The 23,580-nt window shown below is 55.8% G+C and carries 24 protein-coding genes; 10 read left to right on the top strand and 14 right to left on the bottom strand.

The genetic code is table 11. From position 1 onward, the window contains the following. The 3 genes from EDB95_RS14510 (at nt 1) to EDB95_RS14500 (ending at nt 6,531) form a co-directional block, all read left to right on the top strand. A complete protein-coding gene (locus EDB95_RS14510) occupies nt 1-1,500 on the top strand; it encodes a Y-family DNA polymerase (protein ID WP_133994524.1) in 1,500 nt (499 codons plus the stop codon). Beyond that, on the top strand, nt 1,484-4,573 hold the full coding sequence (locus EDB95_RS14505) for an error-prone DNA polymerase (protein ID WP_133994523.1): 3,090 nt from the start codon (nt 1,484-1,486) through the stop codon (nt 4,571-4,573). The genes EDB95_RS14510 and EDB95_RS14505 overlap by 17 nt, the downstream gene beginning before the upstream one ends. Before the next feature lie 71 nt (nt 4,574-4,644). After that, nucleotides 4,645-6,531, top strand: coding sequence for a TPR end-of-group domain-containing protein (locus tag EDB95_RS14500; protein WP_133994522.1), 1,887 nt, complete (start codon nt 4,645-4,647; stop codon nt 6,529-6,531). Here EDB95_RS14500 and EDB95_RS14495 read toward each other — a convergent pair. Continuing rightward, complete coding sequence (locus EDB95_RS14495) at nt 6,523-7,923, bottom strand: OmpA family protein (RefSeq protein ID WP_133994521.1); 1,401 nt, start codon at nt 7,921-7,923, stop codon at nt 6,523-6,525. The genes EDB95_RS14500 and EDB95_RS14495 overlap by 9 nt on opposite strands. A gap of 135 nt (nt 7,924-8,058) precedes the next feature. Here EDB95_RS14495 and EDB95_RS14490 point away from each other — a divergent pair, with 135 nt between their 5' ends. Genes EDB95_RS14490 through phoU form a run of 6 tightly spaced genes read left to right on the top strand, consistent with a single transcriptional unit; the run spans nt 8,059 to nt 13,735 of the window. Continuing rightward, on the top strand, nt 8,059-9,345 hold the full coding sequence (locus EDB95_RS14490; protein ID WP_133994520.1) for a hypothetical protein: 1,287 nt from the start codon (nt 8,059-8,061) through the stop codon (nt 9,343-9,345). 11 nt (nt 9,346-9,356) lie between these two features. Beyond that, the gene (pstS, locus tag EDB95_RS14485; protein ID WP_133994519.1) at nt 9,357-10,454 is read left to right on the top strand and encodes a phosphate ABC transporter substrate-binding protein PstS; all 1,098 of its coding nucleotides are present in this window, start codon (nt 9,357-9,359) and stop codon (nt 10,452-10,454) included. Next, entirely contained in the window at nt 10,429-11,463 is a 1,035-nt protein-coding gene (gene pstC, locus EDB95_RS14480) for a phosphate ABC transporter permease subunit PstC (protein ID WP_246073641.1), read from the top strand. Before pstS ends, pstC begins: the two co-directional genes overlap by 26 nt. Nucleotides 11,464-11,466: 3 nt before the next feature. Then, on the top strand, nt 11,467-12,318 hold the full coding sequence (gene pstA, locus EDB95_RS14475; protein WP_133994518.1) for a phosphate ABC transporter permease PstA: 852 nt from the start codon (nt 11,467-11,469) through the stop codon (nt 12,316-12,318). Further along, nucleotides 12,300-13,058: a phosphate ABC transporter ATP-binding protein PstB gene (gene pstB / locus EDB95_RS14470; RefSeq protein WP_133994517.1), complete on the top strand. Its 759-nt coding sequence runs from the start codon at nt 12,300-12,302 to the stop codon at nt 13,056-13,058. The genes pstA and pstB overlap by 19 nt, the downstream gene beginning before the upstream one ends. Nucleotides 13,059-13,072: 14 nt before the next feature. Further along, nucleotides 13,073-13,735: a phosphate signaling complex protein PhoU gene (gene phoU / locus EDB95_RS14465; RefSeq protein WP_133994516.1), complete on the top strand. Its 663-nt coding sequence runs from the start codon at nt 13,073-13,075 to the stop codon at nt 13,733-13,735. Nucleotides 13,736-13,781: 46 nt separating this feature from the next. Here phoU and EDB95_RS14460 read toward each other — a convergent pair whose 3' ends face one another. The 9 genes from EDB95_RS14460 to EDB95_RS14420 all read right to left on the bottom strand — a co-directional run bounded on the left by EDB95_RS14460 (nt 13,782) and on the right by EDB95_RS14420 (nt 19,419). Next, nucleotides 13,782-14,213, bottom strand: coding sequence for a hypothetical protein (locus tag EDB95_RS14460; protein ID WP_133994515.1), 432 nt, complete (start codon nt 14,211-14,213; stop codon nt 13,782-13,784). Between the two features lie 21 nt (nt 14,214-14,234). Then, entirely contained in the window at nt 14,235-14,675 is a 441-nt protein-coding gene (locus EDB95_RS14455; protein WP_133994514.1) for a hypothetical protein, read from the bottom strand. Nucleotides 14,676-14,724: 49 nt separating this feature from the next. Beyond that, nucleotides 14,725-15,633, bottom strand: a complete 909-nt coding sequence (locus EDB95_RS14450) for a TIGR01777 family oxidoreductase (RefSeq protein WP_133994513.1) — start codon at nt 15,631-15,633, stop codon at nt 14,725-14,727. After that, the gene (locus EDB95_RS14445; RefSeq protein WP_133994512.1) at nt 15,620-16,387 is read right to left on the bottom strand and encodes a thiol-disulfide oxidoreductase DCC family protein; all 768 of its coding nucleotides are present in this window, start codon (nt 16,385-16,387) and stop codon (nt 15,620-15,622) included. Before EDB95_RS14445 ends, EDB95_RS14450 begins: the two co-directional genes overlap by 14 nt. Nucleotides 16,388-16,436: 49 nt before the next feature. Beyond that, nucleotides 16,437-16,931 (bottom strand): GbsR/MarR family transcriptional regulator, encoded by a 495-nt coding sequence (locus tag EDB95_RS14440; RefSeq protein ID WP_133994511.1) that lies wholly within the window; start codon nt 16,929-16,931, stop codon nt 16,437-16,439. Nucleotides 16,932-16,983: 52 nt separating this feature from the next. Further along, nucleotides 16,984-17,445, bottom strand: coding sequence for a hypothetical protein (locus tag EDB95_RS14435; protein WP_133994510.1), 462 nt, complete (start codon nt 17,443-17,445; stop codon nt 16,984-16,986). A gap of 81 nt (nt 17,446-17,526) precedes the next feature. Next, nucleotides 17,527-18,006 carry a hypothetical protein gene (locus tag EDB95_RS14430; protein WP_133994509.1) on the bottom strand — a complete coding sequence of 160 codons (480 nt, stop codon included), beginning with the start codon at nt 18,004-18,006 and terminating at the stop codon, nt 17,527-17,529. Nucleotides 18,007-18,016: 10 nt separating this feature from the next. After that, entirely contained in the window at nt 18,017-19,063 is a 1,047-nt protein-coding gene (locus tag EDB95_RS14425) for a hypothetical protein (protein WP_133994508.1), read from the bottom strand. A gap of 5 nt (nt 19,064-19,068) precedes the next feature. Beyond that, entirely contained in the window at nt 19,069-19,419 is a 351-nt protein-coding gene (locus EDB95_RS14420; protein WP_133994507.1) for a hypothetical protein, read from the bottom strand. A gap of 119 nt (nt 19,420-19,538) precedes the next feature. Between EDB95_RS14420 and EDB95_RS14415 the strand changes: the two genes are divergently transcribed. After that, nucleotides 19,539-20,543 (top strand): Gfo/Idh/MocA family protein, encoded by a 1,005-nt coding sequence (locus tag EDB95_RS14415; RefSeq protein WP_133994506.1) that lies wholly within the window; start codon nt 19,539-19,541, stop codon nt 20,541-20,543. Here EDB95_RS14415 and EDB95_RS14410 read toward each other — a convergent pair. Genes EDB95_RS14410 through EDB95_RS14395 form a run of 4 tightly spaced genes read right to left on the bottom strand, consistent with a single transcriptional unit; the run spans nt 20,540 to nt 23,472 of the window. Further along, nucleotides 20,540-21,178: a response regulator transcription factor gene (locus EDB95_RS14410; protein WP_133994505.1), complete on the bottom strand. Its 639-nt coding sequence runs from the start codon at nt 21,176-21,178 to the stop codon at nt 20,540-20,542. The two genes, EDB95_RS14415 and EDB95_RS14410, sit on opposite strands and share 4 nt — an antisense overlap. A 2-nt stretch (nt 21,179-21,180) precedes the next feature. Next, complete coding sequence (locus tag EDB95_RS14405) at nt 21,181-21,951, bottom strand: sensor histidine kinase (RefSeq protein ID WP_133994504.1); 771 nt, start codon at nt 21,949-21,951, stop codon at nt 21,181-21,183. Beyond that, nucleotides 21,930-22,568, bottom strand: a complete 639-nt coding sequence (locus tag EDB95_RS14400; RefSeq protein ID WP_133994503.1) for a hypothetical protein — start codon at nt 22,566-22,568, stop codon at nt 21,930-21,932. Before EDB95_RS14400 ends, EDB95_RS14405 begins: the two co-directional genes overlap by 22 nt. A gap of 25 nt (nt 22,569-22,593) precedes the next feature. Next, on the bottom strand, nt 22,594-23,472 hold the full coding sequence (locus EDB95_RS14395) for a hypothetical protein (protein ID WP_133994502.1): 879 nt from the start codon (nt 23,470-23,472) through the stop codon (nt 22,594-22,596). Nucleotides 23,473-23,580 lie beyond the last annotated feature (108 nt).

Below are 23,580 nucleotides of genomic sequence, written 5' to 3'. Positions count from 1 at the left end.
ATGGGCGCCCGTTTTGTTTCCCTTTGGTTTCGTCATTTGACGACGGACTGGTTTGCCCTCCGGCAGCCACATCTTAAAGACATTCCTTTTGTGTTGGCGGTTCCGGATCATGGACGGAAAGTCATCACCGCCGCCAATGCCATGGCGGAAGCGGAAGGCATCGATCGGGGCATGGTGGCAGCAGACGCACGCATCCTCGTTCCGGACATCCACATACTGGATGATAAACCAGGGCTCCCGGCGTCCTTGCTCCGGGCACTGGCCTTGTGGTGTATACGGTATACGCCGGTAACGGCGGTGGATCTGCCGGACGGGCTTTTCTTTGACGTGAGCGGTTGTGCCCATTTGTGGGGGGGCGAGCGACCCTACCTGAAACAACTGGTGACCACGCTCCGGTCGAAGGGGTATGACGTCCGGGGTGCCATGGCGGACACGTTGGGCGCCGCCTGGGCCATTGCCCGGTACGGTCGTCAGACACCGATCATCGGGCCGGGGGAACACGCAGGGGCGCTCCTGAACCTTCCCCCGGCGGCCCTTCGGTTGGCACCGGATGTGCTGGCGCGGCTGGACAAGCTGGGGTTCCGGCAGGTCGGGCAGATTTTAGGAACACCCCGGCAGGCGTTGAGAAGGCGTTTTGGAAAGGACCTCCTGCTACGCATCGACCAGGCCCTGGGGCAGGAGGAAGAATTCCTGATACCGGTACAACCCGTCGAAGCCTTTACGGAGCGGCTCCCCTGTCTGGAACCCATCAGTACCGCGGGGGGCATCGCCATAGCCCTGAACCGTTTGCTGGAAGCGCTTTGCAAGCGGTTGCAACAGGAGGGGCGAGGATTGCGCACCGCGGTTTTTAAGGGGTACCGCGTGGATGGTAAGCTGCAACAGATTTCCATCGGCACCAACCGTGCCTCGCACAACCCCGCCCACCTCTTCCGGCTTTTCGAGGAAAAAATTCCCACCATCGAACCCGACCTGGGTATAGAGCTGTTTCAACTGGACGCACCAAAAGTGGAGGAGCTGAAAGAGGGGCAGGTGTCCTTGTGGAAGGGGCCTTGCGGGTTGGAGGACACGGGTCTTTCAGAGTTGCTCGACAGGATTACGAACAAAACTGGGGAGGGTGTCCTGCACCGTTACCTGCCCGCGGAGCACTATCCGCCCGAACGGGCCATACAAACGGCCCCGCTGGATGCCAAACCCGCGGGGCCCTGGCCGGAGGACCGCCCCCGGCCCATCCACCTCCTGCCCCGGCCCGAACCGGTGGAGGTAACGGCGCCGATACCGGATTATCCGCCGATGCTTTTCCGTCACCAGGGCAAGCTGCACAAGATCCTACGAGCGGACGGGCCTGAACGCATCGAAAACGAATGGTGGATCGAGGGCGCGCGCCACCGGGATTATTACGTGGTGGAGGATGAGGAGGGCGGGCGGTTTTGGCTTTTCCGGTCCGGGCATTATACCGGGCCGTCCACTTCACAATGGTACCTACATGGCTTTTTCGCTTGACTATACCGAACTACAGGTCACGACCAACTTTTGTTTTCTCCGGGGGGCCTCGCATCCACAGGAGTTCGTCGCACAGGCCGCCGCCTTTGGCCAGGCTGCCATCGGGATCACCGACCGGAACACCCTGGCGGGGATCGTGCGGGCGCACGCCGAGGCTAAAAAACGGGGTGTCCGCCTCATCCCCGGCGCGCGGCTGGACCTCCTCGACGGGCCCAGCCTCCTCGCCTACCCTACCGACCGGGAGGCGTATGGCCGGTTGTCCGAACTCCTGACGACGGGCAACCTCCGGGCGGAAAAAGGAGACTGTCACCTGTACAAAGCGGACGTCTATGCACACGCCAAGGGCATGCGTTTTATCGTCGTTCCCCCCGACCGGCTGAACCGGCTTTTTGACTTCGAGGAGGCTTTCCGCAAGGACGTTGAAGAATACCGGGAGGCGCTGGGTGACGCCTGTTACCTCGCCGCCTGCCGCCACTACCGTGGTGATGACGCCAAACAGTTGCACCGCCTGAGCCATTTGGGCCTCCCGCTGGTGGCCACCAACGACGTCCACTACCATGTCCCCGAAAGACGCCCATTGCAGGACGTGCTGACCTGTATCAGGGAAAAATGCACGATCCAAAGCGCAGGCTACCGGCTGCATCCCAATGCCGAACGCTTTATGAAACCCACCGCGGAGATGCAGCGGTTGTTCCGTTCTTACCCCGACGCCATCCGGCGGACCCGGGAGCTTGCCGAGGCGTGTACTTTCTCTCTCGACTCGCTGCGCTACCTCTATCCCGAGGAGCTGACCACCGAAGGCCGCACGCCCATGGAGGAACTCACCTACCTGTCCTGGAAGGGCGCCCGGGAGCGCTTTGGGGACGATATACCCGATAAGATCCAGGCCACCATCCGGCACGAACTGGCTTTTATAGAGGAGATGAACTACCCCTCCTATTTCCTGACGGTGCACGACCTCGTCCGTTTTGCGCGGAGTCAGCACATCCTTTGCCAGGGAAGGGGATCCGCCGCCAATTCCACCGTTTGCTACTGTCTCGGCATCACGTCGGTGGATCCCACCAAGTTCGACCTCCTGTTCGAACGCTTTCTCTCCGCGGCCCGGAACGAGCCCCCGGACATCGACGTGGACTTCGAACACGAACGCCGCGAAGAGGTCATCCAGTACGTGTACAACAAATACGGCCGGGACAGGGCCGCCATCGTCGCCACCGTGACCCAGCTCCACTACAAGGGCGCGGTACGCGACGTGGGCAAAGCCATGGGGTTGTCGGTGGACGCCGTCGACCGGCTCGCCAAGGCCCTGGACGAACACCCCGACGAACCTTCGTTACAAAAGGTCATGGAGCTCACGGAACAATACATGGGTTTCCCCCGGCAACTCGGGCAGCACACGGGTGGTTTTGTCATCACCCGCGGCAAGCTCACCGACCTTTGCCCCATCCTCAACGCCCGGATGGAAGACCGCACCAATATCGAATGGGACAAGGACGACATCGACCAGTTGGGTTTTCTAAAGATCGACGTCCTCGCCCTGGGGATGCTCACCTGTATCCGTAAGGCCTTTGACCTCGCGCGGCAACACCATGGCCTCGACCTCACCCTGGCGAACATTCCCCAGGACGATCCCGCCGTGTACGAGATGGTCTCCACCGCGGACACGATCGGCGTTTTCCAGATCGAAAGTCGCGCCCAGCAGTCCATGCTCCCCCGTCTTCGCCCGAAGTCGTTTTACGACCTCGTGATCGAGGTCGCCATCGTCCGACCGGGCCCCATCCAGGGGGACATGGTTCACCCCTACCTGCGTCGCCGCAACGGGGAGGAACCCGTAGACTTTCCATCCGACGAGCTTCGCGACATCCTTGGCCGTACATTGGGCGTCCCCCTTTTCCAGGAACAAGCCATGAAGATCGCCATCGTCGCCGCCGGTTTTACCCCCACCGAGGCCGACGAGCTCCGCCGCAGCATGGCCACGTTCAAAGCCCAGGGTCAGGTCACCCGTTTCCGGGAAAAACTCGTCAACGGCATGGTCGCCAAAGGATACCAGGCCAGCTATGCCGAACGCGTGTTCAAACAACTCGAAGGCTTTGGCAGCTACGGCTTCCCCGAAAGCCACGCCGTGAGTTTCGCGCTGCTGGTCTATGTCTCCGCCTGGCTCAAGTGCTACCATCCGGACGTCTTTGCCGGGGCCATCCTCAACAGCCTGCCCATGGGGTTTTATCAACCGGCGCAGTTGGTCATCGATGCGCAGAAACACGGGGTGACGTTTTTGCCTGTCGACGTCAATCACTCGGTTTGGGATTATACTTTGGTGGATCCGTCCGGCCGGTTTTGCTCCGTTCGTATGGGGTTCCGGCAGGTCGGGGGGATTTCCGAGGAGGATGTGCTATTGCTCATCGCCCGGCGGATTAGGCCGTATGTTTCTGTGGAAAGCCTCCAGGATGCCGGGGTGCCGCTGTCTGTCCTGGAGCGGTTAGCCGATGCCGATGCCTTCCGGTCTCTCGGGCTTGACCGGCGGCAGGCCCTTTGGGAGGTGTCCGCGCTGAAAGACCGGCCCATGGGGCTTTTTCAGGGGCAGCCTTCTGATAGCCTCTTTGAGACGGGGATCAAGCTTCCTTCCATGCGGTTGTCGGAGCACGTGTTGCAGGATTATGCGACGACGTCGCTGTCGCTGAAGGCGCATCCGGTTAGTTTTGTAAGGGGGAACCTGCATTTGTTAGGCGTCATGGTTGCCGGCTCGCTGGCTCGCTGCTCCAATGGCGAGCGTGTGCGGGTGTCAGGGCTGGTGCTGGTTCGCCAACGCCCAGGGACAGCCAGTGGGGTTTGTTTTATTACTTTGGAGGATGAGACGGGGACCGTTAACCTTGTGGTGTGGGCGAAGTTGTTTGAGCAGTATCGGAAGGAGATCCTTTCTTCCAGGTTGCTGATGGCGGAGGGGCATTTACAGATTGAGCGTGAGGTGATCCATGTGATTGTGCAGCGGGTGTATAATCTCAATGGGTTGCTTGGCGAGTTGACGCCGGCGGAGGGGGAGCAGGTGGGGGTGTTTGATGAAGGGAGGAATTTTAAATAAAAAGCAACCATATACAATATTGTAAATAAAAAAATACCCTTATCATTGCACCCTATTTTAAACCCTAACTAATGTCACAACCTGTAGCCGTATTCGGGCGCCTCCCCATGGGTGAGCCCTCGTACAAGGATTTTCTTAAAACGCCAGAGGCCGACCGCCTGGCGGCTTTTATTTACGCGGAAGTAGATCAGCCTGTCCGGAATTTTTATGTGTTCCGGTATCTGAAAAAGGAGGGGGCTGTGTTTGCCTTTTTCTATTTCAACTATGGCAACCGGGAGAGCCTGGTTCAATCGGAGCCGTTGGATGTGCTAAAAGGCCTGACCCGGTTTGCGGACCCGCAAAAAGAAGCGTATATCGTGGCCACCCTGGACGCGCTGAACCTGGGGAAGGAGGACAATGTGGTGGCTTACCAGATCCATCAAGGGGTCACGAAAGACATTCCGGAGGAGGATTGGACTGCCTTACTCAAGGACGTGAAAAAACAGTTTTTCGCTAAAACAGTGGGAGATTTTGCAGGCGAGCTGGACCGTGTAGTGGACCCGGTGATTGTCCGGAAGTGCAAGGCGCTGGCGGAGGAAAAACGAAAAGCAACAGTCGCTCAAAACCTCCACCTGGCGAGCTTTACGGAGCCGGTGCATCTTTTTGAAAACTACTATTACAACGGCCGGTTTGTGTATTATACATACGGGCGGGTCTCCGCGCTAGACATGCTGGACGTGAAAAATTTCAAACAGACGCCTTATGGCGGCACGGACGGGGTGTATGCGGTCGTCGACGGCAGAGCGGTACGCACGGATACGGCTACCTTCAAAAAGATGCAAAAAGGGGAGGCCATCTTTTACAAATCAACCACCGGCGTATACGACCCTCAGCTAAATCGATTAGACAACGCGGACCCGGCGAGTTTCCGGTTGGTGGATGAGAACCACGCCACCGATAACGGTCATGTCTACTTTAACGACCTGGCGATTGAAAAGGAGACGTTGGGCAATTTCTCGCTGTTTATAAAAGGGTATTATTGGGACAATATCGTCTTACAGGGTGAGAAGGCGATATATGTGGGCAAGGAAAAAATCCCTGTGGACGCGGCCACCTGGAGGATCGTGGACTACCATAATGATCCATTTGTCCTGACGGCGGAAGACAAGGACGGTCCGATGACCCTTTACAAAGAACGGCCTTATAAAGAACCGGTGCAGTTGCTGAGAAATCAACAACCGGTCAAGCGGATGACACCACAGCCGGATGAACGGTATGACTATTTCCATTATGTCAGGTTGAACAACTTCCTGGCAGATTGTTTTGAGAAAAAACAATACCGGGAGGGACTGGACGCTTATGAGGCGGTGCAGGACCTGGCCTGGATAAACCCGCACCTTTTCCACCACGCAGCTTGTTTGTATGCGGCGATGGGCGAAACGGACAAGGCGGTCAAAGAAGTCCGGAAGGCCATCCTGTATGGCTACGAGGAAACCGCCAGGATCTGGGAGGACGAGGACCTGAAAACGCTAAAAGGCCATGAGAAATTTGAAAAGCTCCACCGCTATCACCAGGAGAACCCACTACCGGTAGCGCATACCGAATTGATGGAGGCCATGCTGGAACTGCAGGAGGCGGACATAAAGGACAATTTATTACATACGATTATCGTCAACATATTAAATAGGGTGTATTTCCCGGAGGTTGGCGAGACGGAAAAGTACCGGGCACTGCTCGAAAAGGTATTTGCCGCCTATTTCACGCCCAGGTATATCAAGGAAAAAATATACCTGTTGTACCGGGATCATTCCCTATTGTCTCCGGAAGTGCATAATGAGGTATTCCTGTCGGTGTTCAAAGATGCCCATTTCAACGGGAGGACGCAGAAGGCGAAGCTGGAGGAGTGCCTGGACATAGCAAAAAGGGCCGCCCTTCCAGGCGACCCCTACCAGCGGTTAACGGGGACCCCGCTAGTATAGCGTAAACTCCACCCTCCGGTTCTTCTGGCGGCCGTCGGCCGTCCGGTTCGACGCGATGGGTTGGGTCTGGCCGTAGCCCGTAGCCTCGATCCGGGAGGGGTTCGCTCCGCGGGAGACGAGGTAGGCTTTGACGGATTCTGCCCTGTCTTTGGACAGGCGCATGTTCCGGGAAGGGGACCCGACATTGTCGGTATGCCCGGCTAGCTTTAGGCTAAAATGTTTATTCACCAGGATCTCGGCGACGCGGTCGAGGCTGGGATAGGACGTAGGGCGGATGGAGGCCTTGGCAAAGTCGAATTCGAGGTTTTGGATGGCTTCGCGGACGATCCGGCGGTCTTCCTCGGTGATCTGGAAGGTCTGGACGCGCGGGGTGGTGTCGAGGGGACAACCGGAGCCGTCGACCTTGACCCCGGGCGGGGTGTTGGGGCATTTATCAAAATAATCGGAGACGCCGTCCCCGTCGGCGTCGGACTTCATTTTATCAATTTGTTCCTGGAGGGCGGTGACCTGGGCGAGCTTGGCCTTGTTCGCGTCAAGCGCGGCCTGAGTCTCGTCCATCAAACGGGAACGGAGCTCCTCGTTCTCCTGACGCATCTGCCGGTGAAGGTCGTACACGGGGTTGTCTGCGGCCAACTGGGGTTTGGAACGGGGGCCAAGGGCAAATTCAAGACCGGCGTATCCGTAGGAAAAACGGTCTTTATGCCCGGGGATGCGTTCGGTCCCATCGAGGTTATCGGCGTCGAGAAAATACATTTTATAGCCCAGGTCTATGTTAATGCCGGGGGCGACGTTGAATTTACAACCGGCGCCGACCGGGACGACGAACTCGTGGATTTCGCTACCCGGTTTGTACGCCACCGTTTCGCCGGAAGAAGCGGTCATGGTGGGGGCGTACCCGGCCATACCTGCCCCCAGCGAGACATAGGGGATCAGGATGTTTCGTCTCCATAACCAGTTGATGTTGGTAAAGGAATATACGGCGCTAAGGGTACCGGTCCAGTGGAGGTCTGTTTTAAATGAGCTGTAAGGCCCGACCCTGTAGGTGCCGTCGCTTTGGACTTTGGAATTATTCCCCTGGAGCGTACCGCCGAGGTAATCCAATTGAAAACCAAGGCCGTGGGTGACCTGGTATTTAATATAAGCGCCATACCCGAGGGTGGCCATCCACTGGGTATAGTCGTTGGTGCCGCCGATGCCGGCAACGGGGGCGAGGGCGCCGCCGGTGAGGCCGATGGACCAGGTGCGGAAGCCGGAGGCGCCGGTCAGGGGCTTCACGAAATGGGTGGTAGTGTCTTGGGCAAGAAGGGGTTGCCCCCGAAGCGCCAGCGCGACAAAAAGCGCGGGCATGACGGTAAGCGCAACCGTGAGCTTGCAATAGCCATGGGTTTTCATAATGTGATGGTTAGCTGTTGCTTACATGTAGTGCTAAAACTGTACCAATTTGGGCTTAACAATTCCTTAATATTCCGGTAACATTGCCATCAAAGTGTGCTGGTTGTTTTGCCGAATAATCAATTTCATCTTGTTATGAGAAAAATCCAGACGCTCACCTTCGTCTTAGCATTCCTCAGTTTAGCATTTGTTTCCCAGGCACAAAACACCCCTTTCGGTAAAGTGGACTCCCTGATCAAACCTGGGTATAACCTGTGGGGCTACGCTTTCATGGACTATTATTACAAAGGACATGGCGACACGGCCGGCACCTTTAACGGTAGCTATAAAGGCCGTGGGGGTTCCAACCAGTACACCGGCGTTCCCAGCAGTCACTCTGCCTTCCAGTCCCGTCGTATTTATCTTGGCTTTGATTATACCCTGAACAAAAGCTTCCAGGCGGAATTCCTGCTGGCCGATGAAGACAACTACAACGACCCCAGCACCGCTACTTCTCCCCAGGTACCAAACGGCGACCTGCTGGCCAACGGCAAGTCTTCCTTCTACCTGAAGCTCGCCAACATCCGCTGGCACAACATCTGGAAGGGGACGGACTTCGTCTTCGGCCAGCAAGCAACGCCTTCCTTCCCCCTGCTGACGGAAGTTGTCTGGGGCTACCGCTCCATTGAAAGGACTGTGTCCGATATTCGCCGTACGCCTTCGTACGACTTCGGTGCCGGTCTGAACGGTATTTTCGACCCCGCGACCCGCAACTTTGGTTATGACCTGTTGGTAGCCAACGGTACTTCGGCCAAACCCGAACCCTTTACGAACAACTTCAAGTGGTTCTATGGCGACGTTTGGGCAAAGTTCTTTAACAAGCACCTGTTGCTCGACTTCTATGCAGACTACTACCGCTACAACTGGACGCCGGCCTGGCACAACAGCCGCCAGATGCTGAAGGGTTATGTTGCCTACACGACCCCCAAGCTGACGATCGGTGTCGAAGCGTTCATGAACACCCTGAAGAAAGACGCGTTCCTGACGAAAACCGCCGCTGCAGGTGGTGGTGTTGATACCGCCGACGCTGTCGCCCAGGCCATCTCCGCCTATGTTCGTGGATCCATCATCAAGAACACGCTGGGCTTCTTTGTCCGTGTTGACAAGTACAACCCGAACAGCAAGCTGACCTCCAGCAACATCACGAACTATTCCAAGGAAGTCGGTCACGTGTCTAACTACATCGACCCCGCCCTTGGTAATGCGAACACGGTACAGGAAACTTTCCTGAGCGCCGGTCTCGATCTGACGCCCATCAAGAATGTCCACATCATGCCGAACGTTTGGTATGACCACTACCACACCCTTGGCAACCCCGCCAGCGGCCCGGACAATCATGATGTTGTTTATCGCATGACCTTCTACTACATTTACGGCAAATAATCCCTGACAACATGCAGACCTCTTTTAAAACCTTGTTTGCTTCGGGCGCGCTCCTGCTCGCCCTCAGCCTGCCGACAGTAACCATGACGAGCTGTAACGGCGGCGGCGGCAAAGACACGGCAGCCTCCTCCGACGACAATACGCTCCTGGGCGCCGGTAGTACGTTTGTTTACCCTCTTTTTTCCAAACAGTTCGCTGAGTACAATACAACCACCGGGCTGAAGGTGAACTACCAGTCCATCGGTTCCGGCGGCGGCATCCTGCAGCTGACCAACAAGACCGTTGACTTCGGTGATTCCGACGCTCCCCTGAACGACGACCAGGCCAAGAAGATCGCCGCAGACGTCCTGCACATCCCGATGTGCTCCGGCGCCGTAGCGATCTCTTACAACCTGCCCGACCTGAAGGATACGCTGAAGCTGACGCCCTCCGTACTGGCGGACCTCTTTATCGGCAAGATCACTTCCTGGGATGACAAGGCCATCGCCTCCATCAACCCCGGTGTGAAACTCCCCAAGCTTCCCGTCGTGATCGCTCACCGTAGCGATGGTAGCGGTACCACCAACATCTTCACGTCTTACCTGTCCAAAGTCGACACCGGCTGGGCTGGTAAAGTCGGTAAAGGTTCCTCCGTCAACTGGCCCGTAGGGCTGGGTGGCAAGGGTACCGAAGGCGTTGCCGGCACCATCAAGCAAACGCCCGGCGCCATCGGTTATATCGAGCTGGCGTATGCCGTGCAGAACAAGATGGCCTTTGCAAAGCTGCAGAACAAGAGCGGGAACTTCATTACGCCCACCGTCGCCAGCACCACTGCCGCCGGGAACGTACAGATCCCCGCCGATTCCAAGATTTCCCTTTCCAACACGGAAGCTGCCGATGGGTATCCCATCGCCGGGTTCACCTGGGCGATTATCTATAAGGAGCAAAACTACAACGGCCGCTCCCAGGATCGCGCCACCAAGCTCGTGAAGCTGCTGTGGTGGAACATCCACGACGGTCAGAAGTTTGCCGAGCCCCTGACCTACGCCCCGCTGGCCCCCGCTGCCGTCACCGTAGCTGAAAACATTTTGAAATCCGCTACGTATGATGGAAAGCCCATTCTTCAATAAGGAAGTCATACCTTCCGCTGAAATTACCCGCAAGAGCTGGCTCTTGCGGGTAATTCCTTATCTATACGACAAGGAAAAAGCCGTGACGATCGTAAAACCAAAAGCTAAAACCGCCAACCGCTCCTCCAAGCAGATCCGGATGGAGAATTTTTTCCGGAGCGCCCTGATCTGGATCGCCGCCGCCATGGTGGTGCTGGTCCTGGGGATCATGGTGACGTTGGTATGGCAATCGATCCCCTCGATAAAGGCCCTGGGGATCAAATACCTGTGGGGTAAGACCTGGGATCCTGTGAGTGATGTTTACGGCGCCTGGCCTTTTCTGATCGGTACTTTGCTCACCTCTTTTACCGCACTGATCATCAGCGTCCCGTTTTCTTTTGCCGTGGCCGTTTTCCTCGGTGAATACTATCCGAACGGCTGGCTGTCCAACTTTTTGAAGAACGCCGTGGAGCTCATCGCCGCGGTGCCTTCGGTGATCTACGGGTTCTGGGGTTTGTTTGTACTCGTCCCCATCGTCCGGGGCCTTGAGAGCAAGATCGGCGCCCCCCCCTTTGGCGTCGGCATTTTCTCCGCCTCCCTGGTTCTGTCCATCATGATCATCCCTTACGCGGCCTCCCTCTCCCGGGAGCTCATCCGCCTGGTCCCCTCCCACCTGAAAGAGGGCGCTTATGCCTTAGGCGCCACCCGGTACGAGGTCATCAAAAACGTCATCCTCCCCTATACGAAATCGGGTCTTCTTGCCGGCGTCCTGCTTTCCCTGGGCCGCGCCCTGGGGGAAACCATGGCCGTCACCATGGTCATCGGGAACAGCAGCATGCTCCCCAAGGGGCTGTACTTCCTGTTCAATCCTGGGAACACCATGGCCTCCGTCATTGCCAACGAATTTACCGAGGCGGCCAGCACGGTCTACCTCAGCGCGCTCATCGAGCTGGGGCTGGTGCTTTTCCTGGTCACCGTCGTCATTAATATGATCGGCAAACGCATCATTTCCAGATTCACGAACGAATAGGCCATGAATACGAATACACCCATCAATTACCGGTTGGCCAAGAGCAGGGCTTTTAAGATCGTGATCATTATTTTTGCCTTCATCATCACCGTCCCCCTGTTCTTTATCATCGGCTATATTTTTACCAAGGGGGTTACCAAAATCAACTGGACCTTCCTCACCCATATCCCCAAACCCGTCGGTGAAACCGGGGGCGGGATCATCAACGCCCTGGTGGGCAGCCTGCTCATCGTGGCCGTGGCCTCGGTCATGGCCATCCCCATCGGTATCCTTTGCGGGATCTACCTCAGCGAAAACAAGCGCGCCAAGCTGGCCTATTGGGCCCGGTTGTCCGTGGACATCCTCCAGGGGGTGCCCTCGATCGTCGTCGGTATCGTCATCTATTTCTGGATCGTCAAACCCGCCGGGGGCTTTTCCGCCTTCTCCGGGAGCGTGGCGCTGGCGATCATGATGCTCCCCATCATCGTGCGGTCTACCGAGGAGACCCTAAAGCTCCTTCCCGATTCGTTGAAGGAAGCGGCGCTGGCGCTGGGTATCCCCTATCACCGGGTGATCCTCAGCGTGATCGTGCCCTGCGGCATCTCCGGTATCCTGTCCGGGGTCATCCTATCGGTCGCTCGTATCGCCGGGGAAACCGCGCCCCTGCTCTTTACCGCCTTTGGGAACCCCTACCTTACCGGGGACATCCGTAAACCCATGCAAAGCTTACCCCTGCTGATCTTCAACTACGCCACCAGCCCGTACGACGACTGGAGGGACCTCGCCTGGGGCGCTTCCCTTATCCTGCTTCTGTGGGTACTATTACTTAACATCTTTACAAAAGTGATCACAAGAAAATGGAAGATACAATTGTAAGAACCCAGAACTTCAACGCTTACTTTGGGACCAACCACGTCGTCAAGAACGTCAACATAGAAATACCCCGGAACAACACGATCGCCGTCATGGGTCCTTCCGGCTGCGGCAAAACCACGTTCCTGCGTTGTATCAACCGGATGCACGAGCTCATCGCCGGCGCCCACGTCGACGGCAATATGTGGCTCCACCAGGAAGATGTGTACGACATGCACCCCATTTTCGTCCGTCTCAAGATCGGGATGGTGTTCCAACGCCCCAACCCCTTCCCCAACCTCAGCATCTACGACAACGTCATCGCCGGGTACAAGCTCGTCGGCATGAAGCTCCCCAAGCCCCAACGCGACCAAAAGGTCGAGGAATCCCTCACCAAGGCCGCCCTCTGGAACGAGGTTAAAGACTCCCTCCACAAAAAGGGCACCTTCCTCTCCGGCGGCCAGCAACAACGCCTTTGTATCGCCCGCGCCATCGCCATGGAACCCGAAGTGATGCTGTTCGACGAACCCACCAGCGCCCTCGACCCTATCTCCACGGCCTCCATCGAGGAGCTCTTCCACGACCTCAAAAAGAGCTTTACCCTCATCATCGTCACCCACAACATGCAACAGGCCGCCCGCGTCAGCGACCGGACCGCCTTTTTCTATATGGGCGAACTCGTCGAATTCGACGACACCAAACAAATGTTCACCAACCCGAAGGACATACGGACCCAAAACTATATCACGGGCCGCTTCAGTTAAACTATCTTTGCACCATGACACAACTGGAACTTGAGCTTAACGAAGTAAAGAATGAAGTAGGCAACATGTGGGCTCTGGTAACCTCACAACTCAACAAAGCGAGGGAGTCCATCCTCCATTTTGACAAAGACCTCGCCCGCGAAGTGATGCAACGGGAAAAACGGGTCAACGCCTACGAGCTGAAGATCGACCGCGACTGCGAAAACATCTTCGCCCTCTACTGCCCCGTGGCCATCGACCTCCGTTTTCTCTTAGCCGCGCTAAAGATCAACAACAACCTCGAACGCATCGGCGACATCGCCGACGGCATCGCCCGTTACGTGATCGACGCCCCCGCCCCCTTCCCCAAACCGCTGATGGAAGCCACCGAACTCCTCAAGATGTTCCAGGACTCCATCGACGTCATGCGGGACGCTAAGTCCTCCTTCGAAAGCGAGGATACGGTCCTTGCCCGGACCATCTTTGAAAAGGACGAGGTACTGGACAGGTTTAACCTGAGCGCTAATCATAAGATTGCGGAGGTGATCAAGAAGGATATCAACCTGACCACCGAAGCGATGTATGTGCTATCCATCATACGCAAGCTGGAGCGTGTGGGGGATCAGTGTACTAATATTGCGGAAGAGATTATTTTCTATATTGAGGCTAAGGTTTTGAAGCATACGCCGCAGAAGTAATAACATCTGATCTGAGTGAGGAGCGCGGCCTGAGGCCGCGCTTTTTTTATATACAACCTTCTCCCTGGTTATAATCAAACTCATACGTTCCAAATCCGCCACTGTTCACACTGTAAGAATAACTATTCTTTCCATTGATCGATGTCTGACAGCTATTGCCCACCCCGTCGGGCATGCTGACATAATAGGACATTTCCTGGGCGGGGGTGGTCGTGTAATTCACGATGATCCAGGGGTCCGAGTCGGTCATATCTACGGTCCAGGTGTAGTTGGTGTTGGTTGCCAGGGTAACCGTCTTTTCCGTGTAGACCGTACCGGAGGTGTTGTCGTACCATTTAATATCGAAATAGATCGAGGCCGATGTAGAATAGTTGTAGATCAACACAGTGACGTTGCCGCCAAAATGTTTTGTCTTGGCCAGGTGGGTGGGGGTGGCGGCCATCAGGCCGGCGGCGAGGGAGAGCAAAAGGAGTTTCATGATATAGTTTTTTTAGGTTTATTAGTTACAACCGGGTCCCTGATTATAATCAAGCTCGTAGGTTCCAAAACCGCCCGTGTTTACACTGTAGGTGGCGGTGCCGGTCCCAAAATTCGACATGTGGCAGCCTCCGCCGCCGTCGGGATAGGTGACCAGGAAGGCCATCTGCTGGCTGGGCGTGGTGGTGTACTTGATGCTGATGTACGGGTTGGCGTCCGTCATGTCCACGGTCGGTGGCTGGTAGTAATTGGTGGGCGCCAAGGTAAAGGTCTCTTCCTGGTAGATCGTGCCGGACGTGTTGTCATACCACTTCACGTCATAGTAAACCGAAGCCGACGTCGAATTGTTGTAGATCAATACGGTGACATTGCCTCCAGGTTTTCGCCGTTTCGTTTTGGACAGGTGTGGGGGCGAGGCGGACAACAGACCTATCGCCAGGGTCAGCAAAAGGAGTTTGATCATAAATATTATTTTTAAGAATATACATCATTTTATCTGGTTAGATATCCGTTTAAATACGGATTTCTGCCACTGCGTCTTCCAAATGGGCGTATTTGAAGACAAAACCGGCATTTTCCAAGCGGGTGGGTAAAACCCAGCGGCTTTTTAGGATCAGTTCGGTTTCCGTTCCAATCAGGCGGGCGCCGATCGACAAGAGCCAGGCGGGGGCCGGGAGCCCCCAGTGGCCGCCCCGGATAATGCGCATCTGTTCCTCATTGGTTACCGGGTAGGGCGCCGTACAATTGATCGCGCCTTCCATCTCCGGGTGGTGGAGCAACCATTCGGTGACCCGGGCGGCATCGGTTTCGTGTATCCAGCTTACGTATTGCCGGCCGTTGCCCTGGGGTCCACCTAAACCCCAGCTGACCAGCTTTTGTAACCTCGGGAAGACGCCGTCCTCCGCGCCAAAGACGATCCCCATCCGTAAGGCCACCTTCCGGACACCCGGTGTCTCCGCGGCAAAAAAGACGCGCTCCCAACTCCGGCAGATGTCCACCGAAAAACCCTTACCCAGCTCGCCGTGGGCCTCGTCCTGGGGACGGTCTTCGGCGTGCCGGTAGATGGTGGCGGAAGTCACGTTGATCCAAAGTGCGGGCGGGTGTGTCAGCCGGCGAATCACCCGGCCTAAGAGGGCGGTCGGCCTCACGCGGGAGCGGAGGATGGCCTGGCGGTTTTTGCGGGTATAGCGGCAGTTGACGTTTTTCCCGCAGAGGTTGACGAGCAGGTCGGCGTTTCTTAGTTCGGCGGCCCAGGCGCCCTCCCTGGTGGCGTCCCAGACAACGGTCCGGATGTTGCCGCGGGTGGGTGCTTTTGAACGGCTCAACAGGACGACTTCTTCCGCTAGTGGGCTATAATACGCCGCCAGCACGCCGCCAAGGTACCCATTGCCCCCGGCGAGGACGATTTTATGAAATGGCATATAGTATGATTAAACGGTACAGGATCCAGGTGATCGTCGGTACCCAGCCCAGGCCTAGCAGCCGGGTACGACGGATGTGTTCGAGGACCATCAGGGCAACGACGATCATGAAATACGGCCGCGCCGGCAAGGGCAGTAACAACGCAGGTACCAGCAGGAGCGCCCCCGCCAGCGAGATGGTCATCATATTTCCGAGGTAGTCCCAAAGTTTGTGGCGCGCATACAATGCCATCACCGCGCCCTGGAAAAAGATCTGCCCGCCGCAGATCAGGTATTCCCGGTAGGGGCCGCCGGGGGCTACCACCAGGGGGGCAAAGGCGGTCAGGATGGCACCAACGATCAACCAGCTAAACAACAGATAAGCGATCCGGTAGCGGAGGCGGAAGGAGGGCTGAAAATCCGATCGCTGAGGCGCGGGGATGATCACCTTCCGGTTATAGGAGATGAAGGCATACGCCTTCCGCATCAGCCAGGCAAAAGGTTTCCAGGCGAAGAGCGGTTTCCAGAAGGGCCAGGCATTCCCCAGGACGGCAAACAGGCTGTCGATTCCATATTTGACCTCCCCTGTTTTCTTGTCGACCAATGCAATCTCGTTGACCGCACGACGCATGTCAACCATTGGGCAAATCGCTTCCTGGTAAGGCACCCTTCCGTCTTTGTCCAACATCCCTGTGGCGGTGAAGGCCCGGGTATAAACCTTGCACATCGGGCATTCCTCATCGTACAGGATGATATGGTCTCGAAGCGTAGTCATAATATTGAATTTTCAGAAATTATTGAAAGTATATAGGCAAAAAAAAAGGCTACTTGAACCACCGAAGCAACCAGCTCTCTCCCGCCTTCAACATGGTATCCAGGATCTTCTCGGCATCCCCCGCCAGTTTGTGGATGTCTGTTATGGTTTTCTTGAAGGTCTTATACTCCGGGTCCTTTTCACTACCCTTGATCTGCGACAGTTCTTCGAGGATTTTCAGCATCGGGTCCAGCTCGCGTTTTTTCCGCTCACGGGCGACCTGGCGGGCGATGTACCAGGTGTCCTTGTTGGCAAAGAAGTACTCCTTCCGCTCCCCTACCCGGTGTTGCTTTTCCACCAGGCCCCAGTCGATCAGGTCGCGCAGCGTCATGCTGGCGTTGCCGCGGGAAATCTGGAGGGTTTCCATGACCTGTTCGGTCGTCAGGGCCTCCGGGCTGATCAGCAGCAGGGCGTGCACCTGGGCCATGGTGCGGTTGACGCCCCATTCAGAGCCCAGTTTGCCCCAGGATTCGATAAAACGCTGTTTTGCCTCAAGGAGTTCCATGAGGCAAAACTACGTTTTGTTATTGAACTTTCAAAATTTATTGAAAGTTTACTTAGGGACAAGTGGCCCCACTATAGAAGTTAACCGTCCAGTAGCCAGACCCATTGGCATCCGGGCTTGCATTAAAGACCATGGACCCCGCCTCCACCTTGTTGATCGAATGGCAGGTGATCCCATTGGGTATGTACTGACCGTTGGGATTGATCGCGCTATAGTGCATCTGGGCAGGCGTCGGCGCCGTAGACCACGAAATATAGATCGTCGGCTGGGCCCCGCTAATCTCGTACGGTGCGGTTGTATAGGAGTCCCCGGCCGCGACCCGAAAGGACTCTTCCCCATAGGTTGTCCCGGTTGCGGCGTCGTAGAATCTTACCTCATAGTTTATCCAATAATCGCCGGTGTTGTTGTTGATCGTCACCGACCAAAAGGGCGCCGCGGGGACGGCTTTTTTTAAGGCAGGGCGCGCGGAAAGCAGCGGCACTAAGGCCAGCGCCAGGAGAACATGCAATTTCATGGCTAATTTTTTTAATAGTTCATAATGTACGGCGTTTCCGTTTCCTGCGCCATCCGTTGAAATACGGAATTTGGACCCTGCTTATGACCCCGCATGCACCGGCACCACAGCCGGCGCCGCTTTTCTCGGAATGATGGCGCCGCTGATGAGCGAAAAAAGAAGAATAAGTGCGGTCGAGATCTCGGCATGATAGATGGGGAGCTTGGGGTCTCCAAAAAGTCCACTGTCCCCGGAAATACTATACGCCCATATCGGGAAGGCAATCGCCGATACGATTTGTTGGGTACGGAGCGCGTCTTTATCCGCGGGTGACGACATGAGTTGCAAATAGATGGGGGTAAAGATCCAGCAGATCAGGAAACTCACCAGCAAACACCAGTATTTTAGGGGCTCGTCTGTATTGGCAAAGCCGCTCGTCACCGCCACATAAGTGGCAATGATTTCTGCAGGAACGTATTTGGCGATCCTTTCCAGGTAATCCTGCACGGTAGTGGATCCGTTGGCGGCCGCAGCAGCGGCCCGCGTTTGCCCTGCGGGGAGGGCGTGTACAAATCTGGACATAGTGATGGTTTTATTGGTTGGATACTTGTACTGTATTTTTTGACAACCCGAAGTTGATCCCAAAGGAGGTAAATAGATTTTGCACGTTGTCAAAATCTTTACCAAAGGAAGCAACCGCCACGATATTGTCGCTGATCTTATAGTTGAGCGCAACTGCGAGGCGATAGTAGTCGGTTTTTAATGAATAATCATGTCGCCTTAGGTATTCTCCTGACAAACTCACGGCGCCTTTTGCGTAAAAAAGACCTGCGCCATAATCCAGGAAAGCAGAATCCGCTTTGGTATTTTGCGCGCTGCCATTTAACCAGGTATATCGTCCTACACCCACAATATCTAAGGGAAGCCAGGATGGGCTGTATTTTAGGTTCAGCCAGATGCCATATTTGTCCAGCGACGCTCCAGAGGTTTTGCCGGTGGAAGTATGGGGCATATTCGCAAGAGCGGCGCCTGCAAGTTCAAGCACAAGGTCAGGCCGGGAAATCTGGGGGGCAAATGTTGTCCGGTAGGTGTTTCCAATGGCTGCGGTGTCTTTCGAGATGCGGTCGTTATCCTTGGCCAAAGTACTGGCATCAGCCTTAGCCGCCAAGTCCATCTGGTATTGCGCTATATCCCCCGCCAGGCCTGTTAAGAGCGTTTTTATCTGAACGATCGCGCCCTTTATCGACGCCTTCGCCTTCACCCCATAAACCCTGATCACCTGCGTTCTGAACCCCAGGCTTCCGGTATACAATGACGACCCGGTATCGGAACGCACCGTCGCCGCCGAAATGTTCAACGTCTGGTATAATGGCGCTTTTGTCCTGACGTAATCCGTGTCGATCAAAGTTGGATGATTTTTTAACCAAAACGGTGTAAACTGAATAGCCCCTCCTTGAAACAGGTTGAGCAGATCCGCTTGAAAAGCCTTTGTCGTGGTAGGCTTATCAACCGCCGAAGGCGCCTTATCCATGAGAACAAAGCCCGGGCTTGCCGGCGTTTGGAGATCGCTGATGTCGCCCTGCTGCGCCCGGCACCACGAGGACATCAGCAGCAGGAAAGCAAAGCCAATTTTCTTCATACGTATTAGTTGAAAGTATATGAGGTGGTTAGCGCATAGATATCACCGGCATTGAGCGCGGCGGTAACAACGATCGGGGCGGACGTTGTCCCATTAAACCCTATGGTCACGATGATGTTTCCGTCCGCAGGATTGGAATCCAGCACAGTGGTGACGATCCAAAGCTTTTTCCCCAGCAGGTCTACTTTTTTACCGAGCAGGAATTGGGAAATATCCCCTTTGGTCAGGAGGGGACCTCCATCGAACCATATAGCGCTGGCGCCGATCTGAAAGTTGCCGATGGTCACGGTGAGAAAGACCTTGTCCATGTTCATAGTCAGGGGGACTAAAGGCTGGGTGGCTTGTATGAGTGCCATAAGAAATATTTTTGTGAATAAGCGCTAAGTAAGCGCTAATTGAAAAAGAAGCATACCGGAAAAACACCCCGGTTACAACCGTGTTTTGACGGGTGGCATCCTTACCCTATTTTGCGCCCATGAGCACCCTCACTCCCCCCATCCGCTGGGGCATCCTCGGCGTCGCCAAGATTGCCCTCAAACAGGTCATCCCTGCCATGCAACAGGGCAAGCTGACAACGGTCACCGCCATCGCGAGCCGCGACCTGCACCGGGCCGAAGCCGCCGCGGAAGACCTGGGTATCCCCAAGGCGTATGGGAGTTATGAAGAGCTGCTCGCCGACCCAGAGGTGGACGCTGTGTACAACCCCCTCCCCAACCACCTTCACGTCCCCTGGACCCTCAAGGCGTTGCAGGCGGGCAAACACGTGCTTTGCGAAAAACCTATCGCACTCGATGTGAGCGAAGCCAAGGCCCTCATGACCGCCGCGGCCACCTATCCCGGTATGCGCGTTATGGAAGCCTTTATGTACCGCTTTCACCCACAATGGATCCGGGCCCGGACCCTTGTCCGCGAAGGCGCGATCGGTGAGGTACACGCAATCCACGCCCACTTCTCTTATTACAACGACGACCCCGGCAACATCCGCAACCAGGCGGAAATCGGTGGGGGCGGGTTGATGGATATCGGGTGTTATTGTATTTCGTGGCCACGGTTTATCCTCGACGCAGAACCGGTAAAAGTCACCGGTTTGGTCGAGCTTGATCCCGTGCTCGGTGTCGACCGGGTGACGTCCGGGTTGCTTGACTTTAGCGGCGTGCAGGCCACGTTTACGTGTTCGACCCAAATGGCGCCTTACCAGCGGGTGCTGGTACACGGGACGACGGGGCGGCTGGAAGTGCTGATCCCTGCCAACGCGCCTGCCGGGGAAGCCACCCGTATCCTCATTCAAACTGCCGGTGCGCCTGCGCGGGAGCTCCTGGTAGAAGCGGCCAACCAGTATACATTGCAGGGGGATGCTTTTTCAAGGGCGATCCTTGAAGGGAAGGAGGTGCCGACACCTTTGGGCGATGCGGTAAGCAATATGGAAGTGATCGACGCGGTGGTGCGCGGAGCGAAAGAAGGAAGGTGGGTGAACCTCTAGACCCGCACGATCCCATGCTTGATCGCGTAGACCACCAAACCTACCCTGCTCTTGGTGTGCAGCTTTTCAAACAACGCATCCCGATACCCGTCGATGGTCCGCGGGCTCAGGTTCATCTCGTCTGCGATTGCTTTATAGGTGAGCTCGGTACACGCCCAGGTCAGGAATTCCTGTTCACGCTCCGAGAGGACCGCCTGGTCTTCCTGGTTCATGGAATTGATCAGCCGCCCCGTCACCATGTCGGTATGATAATACCCTTTGGTGTGCAGGTCACGGAGCGCCTGTTTCAGTTCGGCGGGCTCGATGTCCTTTAGGACATACCCCCGGGCCCCCTGACGGAGCATCCGAATGATGGCGGCATCGTTGTCGTACATGGACAAGGCCAGGACCTTTGTTTCCGGCAGGTTTTCCTTGATCCATGCGGCAGTGGCATAGCCGTCCATCTCGTGCATTTGAATATCGAGGAGGACGATGTCCGGTGTCTTTCCTTCGCTGGTCTGACGGATAAAGTCCTTCCCGTTGTCCGCTTCAAAGAGGACGGAAAATCCCTCAAATCCCCCGATAAGAGCGGCAAGACCGCTGCGCATCAGCACATGGTCGTCCACGAGGGCTACAGAGGGTAATGTGTGTTCCATATTTAATCATTTGGTAGTAGAATAGTCGCCAGCGATCCACCCTCCGGGAGGCGATCGATCCTGATCTGTCCCCGGATGAGCTCCATACGGCTGATCATATTGCGTAATCCAAGGCCCCGTCCGGGCGTCGCCTCCTCCAGGACAAAGCCCGATCCGTTGTCGCGGATCTCCACGGCCACCTGATCCTCTCCATAGCCGATGCGGATGCCGATCTCCGAGGCCCCGGCGTGTTTGACGATATTGTTCAGCAGTTCCTGCACCACCCGGAAACCCACCAGTTCTACGCGAACATCGAGGCGGTAAGACTTCCCCTCCTCCACGTAGGTGGTGGCAAACGATTTCCCCAGGATCGTCAGTTGTTGTTCGATCGCTTCAGCCAGCCCCATATCTTTGATAAAGTCCGTGTCCAGCGTCCGGGCGATGTCCCTCAGGTCCTGGATGGCGCGGGTCAGGAGTCCCCTGGATTGCCGGAGTTTGTCTTCGTCCCGGTCATCCCCATGGAGGTTCAGGGTGTTCAGGTTCAGCTTGATAAAACTCAATACCTGGCCGATGTTGTCATGGATCTCCTGGCTGATGTTGCGGAAGGTCTCCTCCCGGATCTCCAACTGGGACAACAGCATGGCCTCCGAATAGGTCTTTTCCATTTCCAGGAGCTTGCGCGCATGCTGGAAACGCCTCTTCTGATAGAAAAGCAGGACGAAGACCAGGATGCCGACCAGCACCAGGAAGATGAGGCTGCCCGCCACCAGCACTACCCAGACTTCCTCTTGCATAAGAACGCGTAGGTAAAGATGGTATACAACAAGATATTCAACAATTGATATTTGTCAGCAAACGCCTTGGCCAGTCTTAACAGGTGCCCGTTCATAAAGTTCAACATTCCCCCAAAGGGCAACTGGACGGTGAAATACAACAGGAGCCCCACCACGATCCAAAAGTCAGGGTTGTCATGGAGGGTCGTCAATTCATCGGCCGTAAACACCACCACAAAATAACGAACCCCCATCACCAGGCAAAGCAACGTCTCCCCAATATTCACATAGCTGTTCCAGTTATGAAGCCCGAACAAAAAAAACGTTGTGTATCCCCACCATAGCGGGAAGGCAATAAAAAAGACGACGATCGCCACCCGCGCCCATCCTTTGCCCAGCAACAGGTAAAAATAAACCGCAAAGGTGAGGGTCTCCAGAAGGCTAAAGACGTTGTAGAAAGGCATGTTGTTGCGGATATGGAGCGGACCCGTCAACACGCTACAAAGGGTTTCATTGCAAAAAGTGATGCCCATCAACACCGACAGGACCTTCAGGCGCAAAGGGAAGTCCAGCCTGAACGCATTCAGGCTGGACAAGAAACAGATCAGCAGAACGGCCAAATAGATTTTCAGAATCAAAACGGATCGGTTTTTATGGGTGTTCTCAGGGCAGGGAAACGCCACCGCAGGTGTTCGGTGGACATGGATTGGCGGTATTGTCTCCAAAAAAGTGCGAGATCACCTGGGGCGCCCTCCCGTGGGCACTCGCTGGAGGGGCAGGCTGCCCGCCAACAATGTCCTCCGGGTCGAAGTGAAAATAATACGTGTTGCCTTCATAGGCAAAAGAAGATGCATACTCCGCTACCAGGGTCGTTTGTTGCAGGGCGGTCGGCGGCTGGCCGTCGTCCCCGTCATCGTTTGAATAGGCGCCGATGAAAAAGGAAATCCCCTGGACATTGTAGGTGGTGATATCGCTGTTGACGGCGTCCGCCCAGCCTTTAATATACCAAAGGGAAGTCGTTTCGGAAAAGGCGGGAACGGGGGTGTTTTTGTAAGCGGTTTGCACGGCCGTGTTGAGGGCGGCGGAAAAGGGCACGATCGTGTTTTGGAAATTGGCCACCAGGTTGCTGGCGTCCGCGTGGGGCACCGTCACGACCGGTCCCCCGGTAAAGGGGCCACCGCCCGTGACCGTGGGCGGTGTCACGACATAATAGGACAGCCCCGGGGTGGTCAGGGCCAGGTCCTTGTAATTGAAATCCGTGGCCGAAAACACCAGTACCAGGCTACCGGCATAAGCCTTTAGGGAAGCCGGGCAATTGGCGGGATCGCAATACCCGAAATAGACCCGGAATCCCCCGCCGGTCGACACCGACGTCATCAGGTTCTGGAAATTGGTTTTCGAGATAAACCAAAAGGCCGGCTGGGCAAAGCCGGTCAGTTGAGAAAAGGCGAGGTACTTTTTCTTACAATAATTACCCATGATGGCATGGTCGTAGGCCTTTAGCATCTGGATGCCCCCAGTGGTTGTTTTAACAGCAGGCATAATTGTTTTTTTGTGGTTTGGTAATTTTCCATAAAACTGCCGCAAGCCTTTCAACCCGACAAGGGTGTTTACCCCTGAAAAATACCGTTTATTCACCCTTGTCTCTCG

The sequence above is a fragment of the Dinghuibacter silviterrae genome, assembly GCF_004366355.1.
GTDB classification, from domain to species: domain Bacteria; phylum Bacteroidota; class Bacteroidia; order Chitinophagales; family Chitinophagaceae; genus Dinghuibacter; species Dinghuibacter silviterrae.
The sequence above is the reverse complement of the archived record's forward strand: the minus strand, read 5'-3'. Positions and strand labels throughout refer to the sequence as shown.